The organism is Methylomicrobium agile (assembly GCF_000733855.1).
Taxonomy (GTDB): domain Bacteria; phylum Pseudomonadota; class Gammaproteobacteria; order Methylococcales; family Methylomonadaceae; genus Methylomicrobium; species Methylomicrobium agile.
Genome location: NZ_JPOJ01000001.1, coordinates 2258951 through 2279046, shown reverse-complemented (window position 1 = coordinate 2279046; position 20096 = coordinate 2258951). Strand labels below are relative to the sequence as shown.

Annotated in this window: 20 protein-coding genes and 1 tRNA gene; 6 read left to right on the top strand and 15 right to left on the bottom strand. The window is 53.1% G+C overall.

Features of this window, described 5'->3' with window-relative positions; all coding sequences use genetic code 11:
* Window positions 1–339 precede the first annotated feature (339 nt).
* Genes CC94_RS24295 through rtcR form a run of 7 tightly spaced genes read right to left on the bottom strand, consistent with a single transcriptional unit; the run spans window position 340 to window position 8116 of the window.
* Window positions 340–897, bottom strand: coding sequence for a Fic family protein (locus CC94_RS24295; RefSeq protein WP_425411961.1), 558 nt, complete (start codon window positions 895–897; stop codon window positions 340–342).
* The gene (locus CC94_RS24290; protein WP_215731675.1) at window positions 828–1454 is read right to left on the bottom strand and encodes a Fic family protein; all 627 of its coding nucleotides are present in this window, start codon (window positions 1452–1454) and stop codon (window positions 828–830) included. Before CC94_RS24290 ends, CC94_RS24295 begins: the two co-directional genes overlap by 70 nt.
* A complete protein-coding gene (locus tag CC94_RS22335) occupies window positions 1451–2818 on the bottom strand; it encodes a restriction endonuclease subunit S (protein ID WP_005369677.1) in 1368 nt (455 codons plus the stop codon). The genes CC94_RS24290 and CC94_RS22335 overlap by 4 nt, the downstream gene beginning before the upstream one ends.
* A complete protein-coding gene (locus CC94_RS0110715; protein ID WP_031430800.1) occupies window positions 2811–3911 on the bottom strand; it encodes a PDDEXK nuclease domain-containing protein in 1101 nt (366 codons plus the stop codon). The genes CC94_RS22335 and CC94_RS0110715 overlap by 8 nt, the downstream gene beginning before the upstream one ends.
* 9 nt (window positions 3912–3920) lie before the next feature.
* Window positions 3921–6290 (bottom strand): type I restriction-modification system subunit M, encoded by a 2370-nt coding sequence (locus CC94_RS0110710; RefSeq protein WP_005369675.1) that lies wholly within the window; start codon window positions 6288–6290, stop codon window positions 3921–3923.
* 37 nt (window positions 6291–6327) lie between these two features.
* Window positions 6328–6465, bottom strand: coding sequence for a hypothetical protein (locus CC94_RS23735; RefSeq protein WP_157203421.1), 138 nt, complete (start codon window positions 6463–6465; stop codon window positions 6328–6330).
* A 58-nt stretch (window positions 6466–6523) separates the two neighbouring features.
* Complete coding sequence (gene rtcR, locus CC94_RS0110700) at window positions 6524–8116, bottom strand: RNA repair transcriptional activator RtcR (RefSeq protein ID WP_005369674.1); 1593 nt, start codon at window positions 8114–8116, stop codon at window positions 6524–6526.
* A 502-nt stretch (window positions 8117–8618) separates the two neighbouring features.
* On the opposite strand from rtcR, the gene CC94_RS0110695 reads away from it, so the two are divergent.
* The 6 genes from CC94_RS0110695 to CC94_RS25495 all read left to right on the top strand — a co-directional run bounded on the left by CC94_RS0110695 (window position 8619) and on the right by CC94_RS25495 (window position 13570).
* Entirely contained in the window at window positions 8619–9839 is a 1221-nt protein-coding gene (locus CC94_RS0110695; RefSeq protein WP_005369673.1) for an RtcB family protein, read from the top strand.
* Between the two features lie 89 nt (window positions 9840–9928).
* Window positions 9929–10126, top strand: coding sequence for a hypothetical protein (locus CC94_RS0110690; protein WP_157203420.1), 198 nt, complete (start codon window positions 9929–9931; stop codon window positions 10124–10126).
* A complete protein-coding gene (rtcA, locus tag CC94_RS0110685) occupies window positions 10123–11148 on the top strand; it encodes an RNA 3'-terminal phosphate cyclase (protein WP_005369671.1) in 1026 nt (341 codons plus the stop codon). Before CC94_RS0110690 ends, rtcA begins: the two co-directional genes overlap by 4 nt.
* Before the next feature lie 773 nt (window positions 11149–11921).
* Window positions 11922–12344 (top strand): hypothetical protein, encoded by a 423-nt coding sequence (locus CC94_RS0110675; RefSeq protein WP_005369668.1) that lies wholly within the window; start codon window positions 11922–11924, stop codon window positions 12342–12344.
* An 8-nt stretch (window positions 12345–12352) separates the two neighbouring features.
* Window positions 12353–13282: a putative molybdenum carrier protein gene (locus tag CC94_RS23055; RefSeq protein WP_005369666.1), complete on the top strand. Its 930-nt coding sequence runs from the start codon at window positions 12353–12355 to the stop codon at window positions 13280–13282.
* 153 nt (window positions 13283–13435) lie between these two features.
* A complete protein-coding gene (locus tag CC94_RS25495; protein WP_213069443.1) occupies window positions 13436–13570 on the top strand; it encodes a type II toxin -antitoxin system TacA 1-like antitoxin in 135 nt (44 codons plus the stop codon).
* 60 nt (window positions 13571–13630) lie between these two features.
* On the opposite strand, the gene CC94_RS0110660 is transcribed toward CC94_RS25495, so the two are convergent.
* The 8 genes from CC94_RS0110660 to pheS all read right to left on the bottom strand — a co-directional run bounded on the left by CC94_RS0110660 (window position 13631) and on the right by pheS (window position 19861).
* Complete coding sequence (locus tag CC94_RS0110660) at window positions 13631–14395, bottom strand: tRNA(His) guanylyltransferase Thg1 family protein (RefSeq protein ID WP_005369664.1); 765 nt, start codon at window positions 14393–14395, stop codon at window positions 13631–13633.
* Window positions 14382–14831 (bottom strand): ATP-binding protein, encoded by a 450-nt coding sequence (locus tag CC94_RS0110655; RefSeq protein WP_031430797.1) that lies wholly within the window; start codon window positions 14829–14831, stop codon window positions 14382–14384. Before CC94_RS0110655 ends, CC94_RS0110660 begins: the two co-directional genes overlap by 14 nt.
* Before the next feature lie 99 nt (window positions 14832–14930).
* The gene (locus CC94_RS23730) at window positions 14931–15092 is read right to left on the bottom strand and encodes a hypothetical protein (protein WP_157203419.1); all 162 of its coding nucleotides are present in this window, start codon (window positions 15090–15092) and stop codon (window positions 14931–14933) included.
* Between the two features lie 540 nt (window positions 15093–15632).
* A tRNA-Pro gene (locus tag CC94_RS0110645) sits at window positions 15633–15709 on the bottom strand.
* 105 nt (window positions 15710–15814) lie between these two features.
* On the bottom strand, window positions 15815–16168 hold the full coding sequence (locus CC94_RS0110640) for a MerR family transcriptional regulator (protein ID WP_005369656.1): 354 nt from the start codon (window positions 16166–16168) through the stop codon (window positions 15815–15817).
* Window positions 16149–16448 (bottom strand): integration host factor subunit alpha, encoded by a 300-nt coding sequence (gene ihfA, locus CC94_RS0110635; protein WP_005369653.1) that lies wholly within the window; start codon window positions 16446–16448, stop codon window positions 16149–16151. Before ihfA ends, CC94_RS0110640 begins: the two co-directional genes overlap by 20 nt.
* 4 nt (window positions 16449–16452) lie before the next feature.
* A complete protein-coding gene (gene pheT, locus CC94_RS0110630) occupies window positions 16453–18828 on the bottom strand; it encodes a phenylalanine--tRNA ligase subunit beta (RefSeq protein WP_005369651.1) in 2376 nt (791 codons plus the stop codon).
* Between the two features lie 13 nt (window positions 18829–18841).
* Window positions 18842–19861 (bottom strand): phenylalanine--tRNA ligase subunit alpha, encoded by a 1020-nt coding sequence (pheS, locus tag CC94_RS0110625; protein ID WP_005369649.1) that lies wholly within the window; start codon window positions 19859–19861, stop codon window positions 18842–18844.
* Window positions 19862–20096 lie beyond the last annotated feature (235 nt).

Genomic DNA, 20096 nt, shown 5'->3' with positions numbered 1-20096 from the left:
TCATTAAACTTCCATCGTACTCACACAGAGCGTGAAATCCATAAAAACAGGTCATCATCAAATGAAGCGCTCTTAGTATGCTTTTGATTTGTATGTACAAAACAAAAACCTCCCTGAATCGAATGCTTGCACAATCAAATGACCATCAAATGAAAACAGGTCATGCCCAAAATGGCACATAGCGGTAAGCCTTATGGTTAGCCGTAGATGCGGCAAGACACGAACCACATCTTTCGCGTTTTGCAGAGTCCAGCCACTCCACAAAACAATTTGTGGAGTCTATTTTTAAATACACGCTCCACAAACTTATTTGTTGCCGATAGCGACTCCACAAAATAGTCATAAAATTTTCCTCCCTTCCGCCAGATTCAGTAGCGCAGGAAAACAAAGCGTTGCAGAACGGCGACCGCTACCGGGCTGTAAAATCGACAAGATGCCAGCCTCTTTTAGCTGCCTAAACAAATCGGCTGTGTTTTTTTCGTGTATCGCGTAAGTACGGCTAAGCTGTTTGGTGACATCTGAAACCCGAAAAATCGGTTTATTAAAAATGGCATCCAGTAAATACACCGAATACTGGGACCGCGTGATTTCATGCACTTGAACTTTCATCGTTTCATACAGCACCATGATTTCCTTCACGCGACGGCTATTGTCCTTGGCCTGATAAGCAACCGCCTGTAAGAAAAAGGCAATCCAGCCATTCCAGTCACCCGCCGACGAAATTGAACTTAAGCGTTGATAATACTCGTCGCGATGGCTTTCAAGATATTCGCTCAGATAAAACATCGGTTCGGCCAACAGTCTTTTCTGATACAGAAACAGCGGTATCAAAATCCGGCCAATACGGCCATTACCGTCGTTAAACGGATGCAGCAATTCAAATTGGGCGTGTACCACGGCTGTTTGCAACAACACATACTGTCCTCTCTATCCATATAACCTATCAAGGCTTGCAGATAGTCCGGCAGCCGCAGGGGATCAGGCGGGACAAAACTGGCTTGTTCAATGCTGCAACCTGCTGTACCAATCCAGTTTTGCGTGCGGCGAAATTCGCCGGGTTCTTTGTTTTCGCCACGCACACTGGACATCAAAATTTTGTGCAGTTGCAAAATAAACCCTAGGCGAATCGGATAATCCTGTAAATAATCCCGCGCCTGATATAAAGCCGAGCGGTAATTGGCAATCTCTTGAATGTCCTTATAGTTCTCACCCTCCTTGGCTAAACCCGCGTCGTATTCCAACACATCGTCCACGGTCGCCTGCGTGCCTTCAATTTTGGAGGACAACACCGCCTCGCGAGTGGTCAACGGCGACAGCATCACCGCCGGGCTGGGAATGCCCAGTAATAAGCCGTCATAGCGCGCCAGTTCGGCGCTGGCATCAGCCACCAGCGCAAATAAGCGTTGATAATCGAGCTCGGTAATCGGCAACTGATCGGGAACATAGGGTTTCATCGCACCCCCTCAAGCTGAACAGCGTCAGAAATGCGGACTTTGCCGGTGACGGCGCTGTTGATCAGGGTCGCTTTGTATTCCTTGAGCTTGTCGATTTGCTGTTGCTGAATGGCAATGGCTTGGTCGATTTTGGCGGATTGGGTTTCGATGTGGGTGACGATGGCGGTTTGTTCCTCCATGTTTGGCATAGGTAGAACAAGATTTCCCACAATAGCTGTATTCAAGTTGTCCATCGTTGAACCTACTGAATCTAATCCTAATACTTCAGCAACACCTCGACCAGATATTATTCTAAAAAAATATTTAACATTGAAATAATCATGTTTCAACCGAATCACAATAGAGCCTGTGCCACATAGCCATCCGTGTTCCTTTGTTGAAACAACTGCACATCTTCCCAGTTCTCCACGCCTGGCCATAATTAAATCACCATTTGCCAATTGGTATTTTTTTAAGCGTAGCAGAGTATTGTTGTCTACTGAGCAGGTGGCGTCTGGAATTATATTTCCCTCTTTCATATGCTTGGGATTGATAAGAGGGGTCCCATTTTCTACATAATCATGGGCATGTAATTCTGCCCCAAACGGCCCAGTTTGTATGAAATAAACTATGCGCTTTAACGTAATCAATTCCCAGTGCTCCGGAATCTTGCCGATCCACTCCACGCCGGAGTTGCGCATCGGTACATTGGGGTCAAGGCCGCGGGTAACGGCATTTTGAATCAGGATTTGCTTGCGCTCTTTCAGCAAGGCGATTTGTTGCTCCTTGATCGCCACGGCTTGGTCGATTTGCGCGGTTTTGCAGTCCAGAAAAGCGGCGATGGCGGTTTGTTCGAAAAGTGGTGGAAATAAAAAATGAATATTAGTTAGCTTTTCTTTAGTTAAATGAGCAATACTCACTCTATTAACTATAGAGTCAAATAAACCAATTTTTCCAGTTATAAAAAATAGGTAAAGAAAAAATCGAGAGTTATTCTCTTTTGAAAAGGTAATCTTATGAGCTGAATTTTGAATGTAACATTCATCAAGCTCATTGTTCCAAATACATGTTTTTCCAACTTCGCCTCCCTCGCTTAAAATCAAATCACCATGCATCAAGCGATAAAGCTCAATTTCTGATGGAGAAAACCACATTTCATCAGTAGAGGATATATCAACGTTAAGCCACTGAATATTTTTTGATTTCAAGTATGGTTTTAATTGGTAGTTGCCTTTATTTTCAGTGCAGAGCATTTTCCCTAAAACAACATTAGCTTCATATTTAAGCCTTTTAATATTCCAATACGCCGGAATCTCCCCCAACCATTCCACCCCGGAATCCTTATAAGCCTCGTAAGTCGGCATTTCCGCCAGTTGCTCAATCATCGTCCGCCTCGTCCGTTTTAGTCAGCAATTGCGCCTGTACCTTAATCCGCTCCCGTTCCAATTCGCGTTTCAGCTCCGCCTCGGTCGGTAGATACGGCAGGTATTTGGCGGCGAACAATTGTTCGCTGTCGGTCAACACCGAATATTTCACGACCGCTTCGCTTTTCTGGCTGCACAGGATCAGGCCGATGGTCGGGTTGTCGTCCGCCGAGCGTTGCTGTTGGTCGTAGATGCGCACATAGCTGTCCATCTGGCCGACATCCTGATGGGTGAGTTTGCCCAATTTCAGGTCGATCAGTAAAAAGCACTTTAGCTTGAAATGGTAAAACACCAGATCGATGTAAAAGTCTTGGTCTTCGGTTCGGATGCGCTGTTGCCGGGCGACAAAGGCAAAGCCTTTGCCCAATTCCAACAAGAAGGCTTGCAGGTTATCCAGCAGGCCTTGTTCCAGATCGGATTCCAACCAGTGCTGGCCGGGCAGGTTCAAAAAGTCGAGAATATAGGGGTCGCGCAATACATCTTGGGGCCGCAGTTGTTGCTCACGTTGATTTTCTTCGGCAATTTTTTGTTCGGCCTCGGCCTGAACCGGCGCTTTATCCTGAGTGGACAACAGGCGTTCGTAGTAGAGTTTGTCGATTTGCCGTTCCAGTGCGCGGGCGCTCCAATACTGTTCTATCGCCTCCCGTTGATACCAACTTCTGGCATCCGGATTTTCCACCCGGAGTAAGGTGCGGTAGTGCGTCCAGCTTAATTCGGTACGCACTGCGTTCCAATTTGGATAGGCCAGAAAAAAACTTCGCATATTGCGCAGGTTGCGAGGATCAAATCCCTTGCCAAATTCCACCGTCAATTGCGCGGAGAGTATCTGCAATTGTTGTTTGCCGTAGGCGGCTCTGGCCTGTCCGCGTTGCTCGTGCTCAACAATCAAACAACCTATTTGCCAATAACATTGCACCATTTCGCTATTCACCGCCTGTTGCACTTGCTGGCGAGCCTGCTGAATAACGCGGGCGATGTTTTCGAAAAGCGGCGCTAGTCCATCGGATGACGAAAGTGGGGCGTTGGCTGATTTCAAGGGTTTGGCATCGTTCATCATCGTCACCTATAGCAGGTTCACGTCAATGCCCAAAATATCGGCAATCAAGCCTTCGGCCTGCTTTTCCAGGGCGATGATGTCTTTAGCCACCTCATCCATGCCGCGCAACGGCTTGTGCCGGTAGAAATATTTGTTGAAGCTGATTTCGTAACCGATTTTGGTGGAATCGAGGTTAATCCAGGCCTCTTCGACATGCGGCTTTACCTCGGCCAGGAAATAGCGGTGAATGCGGTCGTTCAGAGGCACCGATTCGCTGTCACGCAGGTCGGCGTGGGTTTCGTAGGTGAGATATTCACCTTTTTTACCGGTGGGGTAATAGCCGAAATCCGGTAGCCCATCTTCGCTGCAATCCAGATGATGCAGTAAAGCATCGAGTTTGTCGCCACTCAGTTTGAGCTGTTGCGCGATGACTTTTTCGGCGGTTTCGTCGTACCAACTGACGGCATTGAGGATGGCGTTTTTGTCGCTGGCGGTCAGCTTGATCGTTTGCGCCTTGAGAACGGCGTCTACGGAGGATTTGAATTGGTTGAAATCGCTGGATTCGTCGGTACCGATCGCCGCCATCAGGGTTTGAGCGGTTTGCATCAGGTTTTGCTGCTTCAGCCAGGTGTCCAGGCTGAGCAATTTGCCGCGATTTTTGGCATTGAGCCCAAGCTCGTTATCTTCGCACCAGGCCAGGATGGTTTTTTCGTGCTTCCCCAACCAGCCGGCTTGATAGACGGCATCGCCCCATTGCCGGTAGATCCACTGCATCGGCTGATTCAGCGCCTTGTCGAAACGCAAGGTTTCAATGCGCTCCAGGCTGAATTGGGCCTTGCGGCGGTCGGGCCGTTCGATATTGACCTTGTAATAGCCAAAATCGCTATTGTCGAAAACCTGAGCGGCAATGCCGGAATCATCCGTCTCGCGTTCCTTTGTTACCAATTCCAGGTAGGTGTCTACGATTTCCCGGATATGCTCGGGGGCGAATTCGCAGTTTTTATTGCCGAGATTTTTGCGCAGCTTGCGGTAGAGCTGGCTGGCATCGGTCAACTGCACTTTGTTTTTACGCGATGGCGCCTTGCGGTTGGACAGCAACCAGATATAGGTGGTGATGCCGGTGTTGTAAAACAGGTTGTTGGGTAGCTGAATAATGGCTTCCAGCAAGTCGTTTTCGATAATGTGGCGGCGAATATTGCTTTCACCGCTGCCGGCATCGCCGGTGAACAGGCTGGAGCCGTTATGGACGGAAGCGATGCGCGAGCCATGCGGACTTTGATCCAGGCTTTTCATCTTGCTGACCATTTCCATCAAGAACAGCAATTGGCCGTCGCTGGAACGCGGGGTGGCATCCAAGGTTTCCGGCTTGCCCCAGTAATCTTTCAGCGTGACCCGAAAGCGGGAGTCGATCACGTCGCCGCCGTCTTTGATATATTTCTGCTCGCTGGCCCAGCTTTTGCCATAGGGGGGATTGGACAGCATGAAATCGAAGCGCGTGCCTGAAAATTCGTCGCTGGACAGCGTGGAACCGACACGAATGTTGGCCGGGTTGTTGCCCTTGATCATCATGTCGGATTTGCAGATGGCATAGGTTTCGTCATTGATTTCCTTGCCGTACAAATAGACGTCGCCGGTTGCCCGTATCGCGCCTTCCTCGTCCTTGATGAAGTTTTGCGATTCGGTGAGCATGCCGCCGGAGCCGCAGGCCGGGTCGTAGATGGTCATGACCGGCGGCAGTTGGTCTTTTACCGGATCGAAGATCAAATGCGTCATCAACTCGATCACTTCGCGGGGCGTGAAATGCTCGCCGGCCTCTTCGTTATTTTCTTCGTTGAATTTTCGGATCAGCTCTTCAAACACGTAGCCCATGCCCAGATTGGTCAGGGCTGGCAGTCGATTGCCGTCCGGGTCGCCCTTGTCATACGGCGTGAGGTTGATATAAGGCGAGGTAAACTTTTCCAGCACGCCGAGCAAAACATCCTTGCCGGCCATGTGGCGAACCTGGGATTTGAGATTGAACTTGTCGACGATTTCCTTGACGTTGGCGCTGTAGCCGTTCAAGTAGTCTTCGACATTGGCTAATAGAATTTGCTGATTGTTGGTCGCGGTTTTCAGCAATTGCGTGAGCGTCCATTTGCTGGTGTTGTAAAACACATAGCCGGAGGCCTCTTTCAAGCCGTTATCGTCCAACTCGGTCAGGCCCATGTCGTTTTTTTGGAAAGCGAGTTCGCCCAGCACTTTGTCCTTGCTGGGTTCGAGTAATGCATCCAGGCGGCGCAACACCACCATCGGCAAGATAACATCGCGGTATTTGCCGCGGACGTAGACGTCGCGCAAACAATCGTCGGCGATCGACCAGATAAAGGAAACGAGTTTATTGTGTGCTGCGTGATTCATGCGCTGGGTTCACTTGTCCGAATCTTAAATGATTTTATTAGTTAAACACTGGATCTTTTTTAATCTTCTCCATCGCCTCATCTTCGCTCATGGTTGGCAAACGATCACGACTCAGAAAGAAAAAGTCTAGTGCTGCGGGGTGTTCTCCGTTCAGCCCGGCGTTGTGCAAGTCCATGCTTCGATCTTGAAGGAACCTTGCTTGTGGCGCTCTTTATTATCAAGGACATTAGTTTTCACATGCCCTTCACTTTGGCCCAGTCCAGACCGAACTTGGCCAGGTATTTGCGCAGGCGGTCGGAATCGTTGCTGCTGCCGCGCCGGGCGCGGGACGCCGCGAACAGTTTCCGGCCCGCTTCCGACAGGCTGTGGCAATCCTGGCACGCGGCGAGCACGGCCTCCAATTGCAGGCGGTCGAACAAGTCCAGCCCGGCCAGTTGTTCACTGTCCAGCGCCTGCGTCATGTTGCCTTGGGTTTTTACCTGCGGCTGACCCCAAAATATAGACAAACGGCCAATTTCCTGCTCAACCAGTTCCTCAGTGATCCGTCCGCCCTGGGCCAGGGTCGATAGGCGCAAGATGGACGCGCTCAGGTCGCGGAAATTGCCTTGCCAGGTCGCAGAGGGTGAAGTGGCGAAATCAAGATACTTGCGTCTTGCCTCCTTATTGAAACTGACTTTTTGACCCAGCTCGGCAAATTGCTGGGTCAGCAGGTAGTCGATGTTGGGCTCGATGTCCTCGGGCCGTTGGGCGAGCGATGGCAAATTATAGGTCCACAGGTTGATCCGGGCGAACAAATCCTCCCGGAACCGCCCGGCCTGCACGTCCTGGCGCAAGTTCCGGTGGGTGCCGGCAATCAGTTGGAAGTCGCTGGTTGCCAACTTGTCGCCGCCGACCGGATAAAACTGTTTCTCTTCCACCGCCTTCAACAGCATGGCCTGTTCGTCCGCGCCCAACTCGCCGATCTCGTCCAGAAACAACAAACCCTTGTTGGCGCTTCTCAACAAGCCCGCCCGGTCATGTTGCGCCCCGGTGAAAGCGCCTTTGACATGGCCGAACAACGCGGAAGCCGCGCCGTCGCCGCGCAAAGTCGCGCAATTGACTTCGACGAACGGGCCGCTGACCTGATGCCGGGCCTTTTTCAGTTCATACACCCGCTTGGCCAGGAATGACTTCCCTGCCCCAGTCTGCCCCATGAACAACAGCGGCGCTTTGGAACGCACCGCCACCTGCTCGATTTCGCCGATCATCTTGTTGAAGGCCGGATTCAAAGTTTCTATGCCGGATTTCAACAAAGTGATGGCATCGGCCTCCGCCCTGGCGTAGCGCTGGGCAATCGCATCGTAATGGCTTAAGTCCAAGTCGATCAGGGTATAACTGCCCAAGGCATCCCCTCTTTTCTTGGATGGCGGAGAAGTTTGCAACAGCACGCCCGGAAAATACCGCGCTTCCACCATCAAAAACAGGCAAATCTGGACGACGTGGGTGCCGGTCGTGATGTGGATCCAATATTCTTCATGTTCGATGTCAAACGGGTATTGCTCGGCAAGATCGAATAAAGCGGCGTAGACCTGGCCGAAGTCCCACGGGTTGGCAATGCTCATTTCCACGGGCGTGACCTCCGTTTCCGGCGACACGGTGGCGATGTCCTGCTTGAGCAAATCGGCCAATGCCTGGTAATTGCGGTCGTACAGCAACATCATCTTGTCGATGACCAAGTTTTCGCGCAGCACCAGCGAGACGGTGGGCCGCCAGCGTTCCCAGCGGCTGGCCGCGATTCCTGAATCCAGTTGGGTACCGATGAAGCCGATGACCACTTTTTTCTTCATGAGAATAATTTATAAATCCAGATAAATATTTCTACAGCCAGCAGTATAGCCGAGTTTTAAAAACCCAAGCGCAATTAAATTTTTTAAAGAACTTATCCCATAATATCAGTCAGTTAAAAACATAAAACAAGTTGAAAGCAAAGCTGGCACAGTTATCGCTTTTTCTGTAAGCGTCGGTGAGTGAAGTCAGTGCTTACAAGTGGCGCATTCCGGCACCCTGGCGCGGTTTATCCTGGTTTAGGTCATCAAGCCGTATCGCCAGCTTCAGGAATGACAGGCAGAGAAACGATGGCATCGCCTGTAGTTCAGCTCCACGACAAAATTGAGTGGCTCAATCGGAGTCCATCTGTCGCATGATTCGATTCCTACTCCAATTCGGTCAATATCCGTTCGTACCGAGTCCTGAGTTTATCGAAGGGTCGAAGCATGAACGGATAATTTCACAAACGTTTGTAAAAGGCAATGTGACGTAAAGTCATATCAGAATAGAGAGATAACAACCATGCCTAGCCAAAATTACCAAGTGCTGCAAGAAGACCAGGGCAAGCCGATCAAACTGTGGGCGCAGGGCGTGCCAGTCGATGACGCTGCCAAGAAACAGTTATTGAACATGGCCCGGATGCCCTTTGTGTTCAAGCATATTGCGGTGATGCCGGACGTGCATTTTGGTTTGGGTTCCACCATCGGCAGCGTGATCCCCACGCGGGGCGCGATCATCCCGGCGGCGGTGGGCGTGGACATCGGCTGCGGCATGATGGCGGCCAAGACCACTTTGACCGCCAGCGACCTGCCGGACCACTTGCACGGCTGGCGCACCGCCATTGAACGGGCCGTGCCGCATGGTTTGACCTTTAAAGGCCGCGACAAGGGTTCCTGGGAGAACCCGGCAGCGAACGTAGACCGGCAGTGGGCGGAATTGTTGCCGGAATTTGAAGCCATTTGCGATAAACATCCGTGCCTGAAGAACACCAATAACTATAAGCATTTGGGTACTTTAGGAACCGGCAACCACTTTATCGAAGTCTGTCTGGATGAAAGCCAAAACGTCTGGTTCATGCTGCATTCCGGTTCGCGCGGCGTAGGCAACCGCATCGGCATGCACTTCATCGAACTGGCGCGGAAGGACATGGAAAAATTCTATATCCAGTTGCCGGATCGGGATTTGGCCTATTTCCCGGAAGGGACGGAACATTTTGACGACTACGTACAAGCGGTCAGTTGGGCGCAGGACTTCGCCAGACGCAACCGCGAGCTGATGATGCACAACCTGGTGGCGGCCGTCCAGGCGATTTGCCCCAAGCCGTTCACGACGGATGTGGAAGCGGTGAACTGCCATCATAACTATGTGCAGCGCGAGCATCATTTCGGCCATAACGTACTGGTGACGCGCAAAGGCGCGGTAGCGGCCTGGCCGGGGCAGATGGGCATCATTCCGGGGTCGATGGGGGCCAAGTCTTTCATTGTGCGCGGCAAGGGTCAGGCGGAATCCTTCTGCTCTTGCAGCCACGGCGCTGGCCGGGCCATGTCCCGCACCGAAGCCAAGAAACGGTTCAGCATTGCCGACCAGATTGCGGCCACCGAGGGCGTGGAATGCCGGAAGGATGCCGATGTCATCGACGAAATCCCGATGGCGTACAAGGATATCGACGCGGTGATGGCGGCACAAACCGATCTAGTGGAGATTGTGCATACCTTGAAACAGGTGGTTTGCGTGAAGGGTTGATAGGCCGCGGCAGTTCCCGTGCCAGACAAGCACGGGAACAAAATTAATTTGTCATTAGGCTAAACCACAACACACCGCCGTTATTGACTTTGAACGACGAATTGAAGGTTTTGGAATTCTACAAAGTAGTCGATCCTTTCACGGCATTCAATAACATATCGGGCTTTATATCCGGTGTGCTAGGCAGCAAGGAACACGAAATGGTCCACATTAACGACAAAGACATGTTGGTCGCTAAAGGCTTTGACCAATGGTCTTTCAAAACCATGAAAAGTAAACAATCATGACAATTGAAATTGACGGCTCCCAAGGCGAAGGCGGCGGGCAAATCCTACGCACTGCGCTGACTTTGTCGGTCATTACTGGGCAAGCCTTCCGCATTAACAACATCCGCGCCCGGCGCAAGTCGCCCGGCCTGATGCGCCAGCATTTGACCGCCGTGCAAGCGGCGGCAGCCATTTCGGGAGCGGAACTGGTTGGCGCCGCAGTGGGTTCGCTTGAATTGAGCTTTTGCCCACGACATTTACAAGGCGGCCATTACCGCTTCGACATTGGCACGGCAGGCAGTTGTACCCTGGTGTTGCAAACCGTATTGCCGGCGTTGTTGCTGGCGGCGGAAGATAGCCGTGTCGTCATCACCGGCGGCACCCACAATACCATGAGCCCGCCCTTTCACTTTTTACAGCGGGCTTTTTTGCCGTTGTTAAGGCGCATGGGCGCGGAAGTTGATTTGCAGTTGAACCGCTTCGGCTTTTATCCGGCGGGCGGTGGCGAGATCGTCGCCACCATCACGGGCGGCACTCAGCTTGCGCCCTTGCATTTGGCCGAACGCGGAACGGCATTGAATAGCTATGCCGAAAGCTACATCGCGGCCCTGCCCGTCCACATTGCCGAGCGCGAACTGGCCTTGGTCAAGTGGAAGCTGGCTTGGGACAATGAGCAACTTCGACTGCATAAACTCGACAACAACCAAGGCCCCGGCAATGTGCTGCTGCTCACCTTGGAGCACGAACAGGTTACTGAAGTGTTTACCGGCTTTGCCGAACGCGGCGTGCCGGCCGAACATATCGCCCAAAGCGCGGTCGCCCAGGCGCACAAATATCTTGCCAGCGCGGCGGCGGTGGGCGCCAACTTGGCCGACCAATTGCTATTGCCCTTGGCCCTGGCGGGCGGCGGTTCGTTCACTGCCACCGAATGGAGTCAACACGCCGACAGCAATGCGGAAGTCATCCAGCGGTTTTTGCCTGTTCGTATCCTGTCCAAGCCAACCCATACGGACTCAGTAGGGGTGGAAGTGGCTGGACAATAAAGCTTGGCGAGATAGGCTGGCTAGAGCATTTTCATATCGCCTATAGGGAGATAATGCCGTTAAGTCAAACCGTCATCTCGGCAGGGATTCATGCCAGGCTTTCCTGCCTGGCCCCCTTCGGGTCAATGCAAATCTGTTCCAGACAGATTTGTGCCGAGATCCAGACTGCAGGGATGCATTAAAGCTTGCCATCCCTGGCTTCTGGATTCGGCAACCGCTCCCTGCGTTGCTCTCGATCGCGTGTTCCTGACGCGATCTACCTCGCCCTTCCTTGGGCTCGTATCTCCTGCATCCCTGCAGTCGTCCGGCAATCCCTGCCGGAATGACGCGTTTCCCCTCACTTTGCGGTATTGATTATGATCGTACACCCAAAACGAAAATGCTCTAATGTTTGTTGTCTCGCTTTGGACTGAGAAATCAAGGCTTAAAGGAGCATGACGAAATGATAAACAATCCTTTGATGAAACAGGCAGAAGCCTTTGACCAATTCGAGTTGAAGATTGACATTAAAGCTTCTGACACGTCGAACCAACCACACTCTGTGTAACACCAGCGGTCTTTTATCAATGGCAATGAACTACAACGCCTGGTGGCCGCCATCGAGGCTCAAACGCTGGATGAGGTGCGAAGCGCGCTGGCCGCAGCGCAAACTCCAATGCCTATCATGGTGCGTATTCCATGCTAGGGCTACATGACAATCATGGTTGTGATATTACGGACAGGTATTTGGCAGAACAAGCTGCCGCTGAAATAACAGACAGAAAACCGAACTCATGATAACCCAACGCTATTTCATCATCGAACCGAAATATTCCGACCCCGATACATTCTGTCATTTCATTGTCGGCAGCGACCGGGTACGGGCTTCCATTCAAATCTACGCCGACCGGTGCATACTTGACGAAGTGGCTACTGCACTCTTAGCTCCGTCGCTAAAGGAGGAAACAGCTCGCCCTTTCTTTGTCGATTACAAGGATGACGATGATCTCTTTCATTTCTTCCTGACGGTTCTGCCGCATGAAGGCAAAAACAGGTGCCTTCGCTTTTGTATCTTTCAGGGCTTCCTTGATGACAGCGCACCGTTCCGGGCCGACATCCGTTTCAACCTCACGCCGGAGGAGGCTGAAGAGCTCGCCAACGATCTGAAAGCGTGGTGCGCCAACCCGGTGTATCAATTTGTATGGAAAGAGGATTAGACAACGCCATGAACAATGAAGAAAACACGCCATTCATTCCTGTCCTCACCGTAATGGTGGACTACGGCAATGCGCCGTTCCTGTGGTGGGTCAAGAGCCCAGACGAACGCGGCGTCGGTGGTAATATCTGCGACGGCGCCTATTGGGATGAGTCGCTCCCGGTGTCGGAAGGGCTATGGCAGAAGTTCGCGGTTTGGGCCATCACGTTCGACCGAACATCGTTCTACTCGGACGACTTCGATGCCGATAGCTGGGACTGGATCGCTTTTAATGTGCGCGGCCTGCAACTGTCGCGCTGGCTCAAGGAAGAAGTGGGAAACGCCTACCGCGTCGTTTATATCAAGCCCGGCGAGGACCCCAACCACAGCATCGACGAGCGCACCGAAATCCTCGCCGGTGGCTGGCTGTCGCCACTGCCTTCGTTCCGCAGGCTGTACCAGACATTTCCCGACCCGCCGCGTTTCTGCCAACACATTGTCTCCGGCGGACAGACCAGCGCGGATCGTGGCGCGTTGGATTTCGCCATCCATCATGGCTATCGCTACACGCACGGTGGTTGGGTACCACGCGGACGCAAAGCCGAGGACGGCATCATCCCGTTGAAATACCAGCTCACCGAATTGGCCGATGGGGGCTACCGCCAGCGCACCCGCCGCAACGTGGAAGACAGCGACGGCACCCTGATTGTCAATCTGGGCGAACTGGAAGGTGGAACGTTAGCGACCCAAGCCTTCGCCCAGCAGATAGCCAAACCACATCTCGTCGTACAGCTCGATGCCGGTGTTACGGCGGAAGCAACGGCCAGCGTACTTGCTTGGTTGCGTACGCACATCATTAAGACCCTGAACGTTGCCGGCCCGCGTGAGAGTAAGCGGCCGGGCATTTACCACCTGACCGTCGAACTGCTCAAAGCCGTTGATGTCGCGTTTAAGACCTAAATTTGTGCTGACAATTGCAACACAAAAACCGAGCATAAATAGCCCATTACCCTCCGGTCATTTGAAATGAAAACAGAATAACTTTCCGCCGAGGTCAATATCCATCTTCGCGGCCGTGCCGCCGAATTGCTGGGTTCCAATCGCTCGCAATTTATGTTGGCATCGGCGCTGAAGGAAACCAAGAACGTCATTCTTGACCAAAGCGCATTCCATGTCGATAACAAAACGTTTAATCAGCTATTGGATTTGCTGGTTCGGAGGCCAGCCAAGAACAGCTTGAGGGTATGAAACGCTTACATTCCACATCATTGCCCTGATCGCGTGACTAAGGGGCGGTAAAACGATAATCTAGCCGCAGTTAGCCAGCATGTCTCCTATAAACTGGCTGTAGCCGTCCTTTATGGGCAAATCGAAGTCTACTTTTATGCGGCTTCGATAGGCTGTTGCAGGTTCACCGGTCAGCGGGTTCATCGCCGTTTTTTCATAGCTTTCCCAATACACGCCCGTGCCGCGTTTTTGCCAATTGGGGAGGTCGTTGAAGTTGACGCCTTTCTGGAAAAGCAATTCGTTTTTCTCGGCCACTGATTTTTTAGATAAAGCTGTGGTCGCGTTCTGAACCGATGCGCCTTCCTTGCGAAGGCTCCAATAACAATGGGCATTCAAGGCGTTTCGGCGGGCATCTTCCTGCCGCCACCGAAAATAATCGATGACCAGTTGTTGGGTCGGCAGTTGGCAAATCCGGCAATCGAAAGCGGCGACATCGCCCAAGAGCAAGCTGAATTTCGCGCTGGCTTCTCCTGCCAGGATGGAATTCAGCTTGCGTTCCTTGCGCTCAAACAGGCCGTCATTCAGATCAAGCCAAAGCGAAATTTCATCGCTTTGGGTATAGCCGTAATTGATCTTGAACCCGCATTGCATCAAGTGTTTGACAGTCTCGATCATCATATCCCGAAACTTCAGGTCAAAAGGCGCTTCAAGCCGATGCTTGTCCTTGGTCAAGGTAGTAAAGCAACGCCCATCAATGCGGGCGACGATGTGGATGCCCGGCAACACGCAGTGGTCGTGCGCGGTCTCGAACACGCGCATTTTTCGGTCAAGCTCACTGAATTTCATGTTTCCAGCCTTCTACCTTGAAGTGGTTGTGGTGGATGCTCACATAATACAACTGGTCAAACCCTTCTGCGTATTCCGGCAACTCCAGTTTATTGTAAGTGCCCTTGAGACCAGCCTCGGGAATGTTTCCCTTGCCTGTTCGCAAGGCATTCCTCTTGAGGCAGGCTTCCAGATTGGCCGAGAAATAATAGCCAATGACTTCAAATCGATGTGTCTTAAAGCCTTTGATGTATTTTCCCCGCTCTTGTCTGGTTGGATTGGTGTTGTCAATCACCACGGGTTGTTTTGCCTCCAGGCAGGCATGGAGCAGCAGATTTTCCCGATGACGGGTTTTCAGCATGTCCATGCTCAGCCGGATATGGGTCTTGGCAAATTGCTGAAAATAAAACGTGGTTTTGCCGCTAGCTTGCAGTCCAATGAGAATAATGCCTTGCATGGGGTGAAGGGGAATTGATTTTTTCTTGCCAGTTGTTTCTGCTTGGGAGCTGAAAAGGGTATCAGGTAGCCGCGCCAGTATTTAGTGGATGATCGCCGATTACCATTCGATCCTTTTTTCAGCTTCCGCCAGCAAAACGGTCAGATAGTCAGCCACCTCGTTCAGCTTCGTCTCGTACTCTTCCATCAGCCCGGCCCGCTCGATCTTCTCCACGAGATCATCCAACCGCTTAAAGGCATACATGTCAGTCTTTGACGGCAAGGATGCGATCTCCGCGTCGATCTCGGAGCGGGTATTGGATACTTGGCCTTTTACGGCTTCCGATGTTTCAGATGCCTCATTAAGCTTAGGATAGCTATTTAAAAGAAGCTCTAACTGCCCTATATCTTCCGCATATTCCCTAGAAGATCAAAAACTGTATACGCTTAAAGATAGATGTCGTGTCTTTAAAAAATCCCAATACAGGGAAACCATGGACAGGAGACAGACAAATCAGGAAGTTTTGGGGATGGGCTCTTAAGCGTACAGGTATTCGTTACCGTAAACCCTATCAAACTCGTCACACTTATGCCTGCATGATGTTTTGACTGCATGTGAATCATTGGCCTGGATAAGTTGGCAGATGGGTCAGGCTCAGTCATCATAACAACAAAGTCTTATGCGCGATTCATTAAAGACAGCCTGCCCGATGCAGGCAACAAAGCGGTGGAGATGTTCACATAAAAAACAGACATTCATTTCGATTTATATCTGTTTATTTCGGTTTTAATGTACGTTTTTCCCTGAAAATACTAATTTCATTGGTCGGGACGAGAGGATTTGAACCTCCGACCCCTTGCACCCCATGCAAGTGCGCTACCAAACTGCGCTACGCCCCGATGATTTGACAACTGCTCGGGCACGCCGCCTTTGCAATTTATAAGATAAGGATAAAACCGGCTTTTGAAAAAAGCCGAAGAGGGAGAATTATATTACAGCCGACCTTATTTAAGCAATTCCAGAATGTCTTCGAGTTCTACGACCATCTGGTGGATCAGTTGCTTGGTGCGGGTCGCGTCCTCTTTGTGCTGGTCACTGGTCAGGTGTGCCCTGGCGCCACCGATCGTGTAGCCCTGCTCGTACAGCAGGGAACGGATCTGGCGGATCATCAGCACGTCGTGACGCTGATAATACCGGCGGTTGCCCCGGCGTTTGACCGGGCTCAGTTCGGTAAATTCCTGCTCCCAGTAGCGCAGTACATGGGGTTTGACGGCGCATAGCTCGCTGACTTCACCGATCGTGAAGTAGCGCTTTGCCGGGATGGGAGGCAGTTCGTTATTATGACTCGGTTCCAGCATAGGCTTCTACCCGCGCTTTGAGTTTTTGTCCGGACCTGAATGTTACCACACGTCTGGCAGTAATGGGTATTTCTTCTCCGGTTTTCGGATTTCTTCCCGGACGGCTATTCTTGTCGCGCAGTTCGAACTTGCCGAAACCGGACAGTTTGACTTGCTCGCCGCGCTCCAGAGCGGTTTTGATTTCTTCAAAAAACAGCTCCACGATATCTTTGGCTTCACGCTTGTTCAAGCCGAGCTCTTCGAAAAGTTTTTCAGCAAAATCAGCTTTGGTTAATGCCATTTAATCAATCCCTCAACTTCGCACCAATTTTATTTTTCAAGTTTTCCAAAAGCTTACTAACTATAGCATCGATTTCGGAATCTGTCAGCGTCTGTGAATAGTCCTGCAGAGCCAAGCTCAGGGCGATGCTCTTGTGGCCTTCGTCGACGCCTTTGCCGCGGTATACGTCGAAGGGGACGACAGTTTGCAGCGCAGGTTCCCGGAGCTCGCCAATGCAATTCGTGATCTGTTCGGCGGTGACATCCTCCCTGACGATCAGCGCCAGGTCGCGCCGTACCGACGGATATTTCGACAGCGGCGTGAACCGGGCCTTCTGTTTGGCGAGCAATGTGTCCTGATCCAGCTCGAACAGGAATACCCGGCCGTCGAAGCCGAACCGTTTTTCGAGATTCGGGTGCAGCATGCCGATCAGGCCGATCAGTTCACCGTTCGGGGCCAGAATTTCGGCGGTCTGGCCGGGATGCAGCGCCGGATGTTCGGACGGGACGAAGCGTGCGGCGCAACCGGTCAACGAGAACAGGGCCTCGACATCGGCCTTGACATCGTAGAAGTCGACCGTTCGGGACGGCTCGCCCCATTGTTCGGGATGTGCGCTGCCGAGCGCTACGCCGGCCAGCATTTTTTCCTGCAGCACTTGGCCCTCGAACCGGACGAAACGCAAACCGGTTTCGAACAGGTGGACCCGGTTCTGCTGCCGGTTGACGTTATGCTGGGCCGCCTTGATCAGTCCGCACCAGAGCGTGCCGCGCATCACCGACAATTCGGAGGAAATCGGGTTCTGCAGGGTGATCATGTCGGCGCCCGGCGTGATCGCCTGCTGCGTTTCCGCATCGACAAAGCTGAACGTGATCGCTTCCTGATAGCCGCGGTCGACCAGCAGGTCGCGGGCGCGATCCAGCTCCAGCAGCGATTCGCTCGCCTTGTGCAGTTCCGTGCGCACCAGCAGGCGATTGCTCGGCAGGTTGTTGTAACCATAGATGCGCGCGATTTCTTCGATCAGGTCGGCTTCGATCGCGACATCGAAGCGGAAGCCGGGCGGCGTTACGTGCCAGCCGTCCGCAGTCGTTTCGACCGCCATGCCCAGGCGGCGGAAGATGCCGGAAATCTGTTCGTCGCTCGGCAACAGACCGAGCAATCTTTCGATTCGCGCGCGGCGGAGTTCGACCGGAAGCCGTTTCGGTAGGTGGGCTTCGGAAACCGCCTCGCCGATCAGGCCGGCGCTGCCGCCGGCGATTTCGGTAATCAGTTGCGTCGCGCGTTCGATCGCACGTTCCTGCAGAAACGGATCGACGCCGCGCTCGAAGCGGTGTGAGGAATCGGTATGCAGGCCGAAGCGGCGCGCCTTGCCGGCAATGCTTTGCGGCGTAAAAAACGCGCATTCGAGGAAGATGTTCCGCGTTTCCCCGCCAACCGCCGATTCGCTGCCGCCCATCACACCGGCCAGGGCCAACGCGCGCGCGTCGTCCGCAATCACCAACGATTCGGGATCGAGCTTGACCGTCTGACCATTGAGCAGCGCCAGTTCTTCGCCGTCTTTCGCCCAGCGCACATGGATGCTGCCGTTCAATTTGTCCGCATCGAATGCGTGCAAAGGTTGTCCGAGTTCGAGCAAGACATAGTTGGTCACGTCGACCACCGGACCAAGGCTTCGGAGGCCCGAGCGCCGAAGCCGTTCCTGCATCCAGAGCGGCGTTTCGGCTTTCGAATTGACGCTCTTGATCAGACGGCCGAGATAGCGCGGGCAGGCATCAGTCGCATCGACGGCAATATGCAGCGTATCGCGATGCGCGGCGGACGCCTTTTTCATCGGTGCGCCTTGCCAGTCAATTTGATTCAGCACCGCGACTTCGCGGGCCAAGCCTTCGATGCTCAGGCAGTCGGCCCGGTTCGGGGTCAGAGCGACCTCGATCAGGTTATCGTTCAGCGACAGGTATTCGCGGATGTCGGCCCCGACCGGCGCGTCCTGCGCGAGCTCCATCAGGCCCTGTGATTCTTCGGCCAGACCGAGTTCCTTTTCGGAGCAAAGCATGCCGTAGGATTCGACCCCGCGCAGCTTGGATTTCTTGATCTTGAAATCGCCCGGCAGCACCGCACCGATCAGCGCGGCCGGAATTTTCAGGCCGGGACGCACGTTGCTGGCGCCGCAGACGATTTGCAGCGGCTCGCCCTGCCCGACTTCGACCTTGCAGACGCGCAGGCGGTCCGCATCGGGATGCTGCACCGTTTCGAGCACTTCGCCGACGACCACGCCGCTGAACACCGCGGCAGCCGGGGTGACCGAGTCGACTTCGAGACCGGCCATGGTCAATTGCGCGACCAGTTCTTCGGTGCTGACGACCGGATTGACGTAAGTTCTTAACCAAGCTTCACTAATTTGCATGACGTACGGCTACTTACTTGAATTGTTGCAGGAATTTCAGATCGTTTTCGAAAAACAGGCGCAGGTCGTTGATGCCGTAACGCAGCATCGCGAGCCGTTCGACGCCCATTCCGAACGCGAAGCCGGTGTATTTTTCGCTGTCGATGTCGACCGCCTTGAACACTTCGGGATGAATCATCCCGCAGCCCATCACTTCCAGCCAACCGGACTGGCCGCAGACGCGGCAGCCCGAGCCGTTACAGATCACACATTCGATGTCGACCTCGGCCGACGGTTCGGTGAACGGGAAATAAGACGGCCGGAAACGGACCCGACTGTCTTTCTCAAAAAAGGCCTGCAGAAAATCGTAGATCACGCCTTTCAGGTCGGCGAAGCTGACGTCGCGGTCGACCAGAAAACCCTCGACCTGATGGAACATCGGCGAATGGGTCAGATCCGAATCGCAGCGGTAAACACGGCCGGGGGCGATCACTTTGAGCGGCGGCTCTTCGGACTCCATCACCCGAATCTGCACCGGCGACGTGTGGGTCCGGAGGACGGTGTGCGCATCGAAATAAAAGGTATCGTGCATCGCCCGCGCCGGATGGTGGGCGGGAATGTTCAACGCCTCGAAATTATGATAGTCGTCCTCGATCTCGGGGCCTTCGACGGCTCTGAAACCGGCGCTGGTAAAAATCTTCGCGATCCGCCGCAACGTGGTCGTGACCGGATGCAGGCCGGCAACCGCCTGGCCTCGTCCCGGCAGGGTGACGTCGATCCGCTCGCTCGCCAGCCGGGTGGCCAGTTCCTTCGCCTCGAGCACTTGCTTGCGGCCGTCCAACTGCTCCTGGAAACGGTCTTTCGCCTGATTGATCTTCTGGCCGGCTTCGCGGCGCTGGTCGGGATCGAGCGCGCCGAGCTCCTTCATCAGCTGGGTCAATAAGCCCTTCTTGCCGAGGTAATGAACGCGGACCTGATCGAGTTGCGTAAGGTCTTGGGCATCCGCAAGCGCTGTCGAAGCTTGCGCGAGAATTTCTTCAGGAGTGAAAGACACTGCTTGGCTCGCTGCTGGAATGGGAGAAAATGGAGTTACGCTAACACGACAAAGCGGCTGCGGATCGATCTCCGATCCGGCCGCTTTGTCTGACAAAACACTTATAAATTGCCTGACATATCCGCTGGGGTCACGCACAGGATGGGTAGAGCGAAGCGAAACCCATCATTAAGCTTTCCCTCATGAGTTTCGACGATGGGTTTCGGCTGGCGCCTCTCGGCAACTGCTCCCTGCG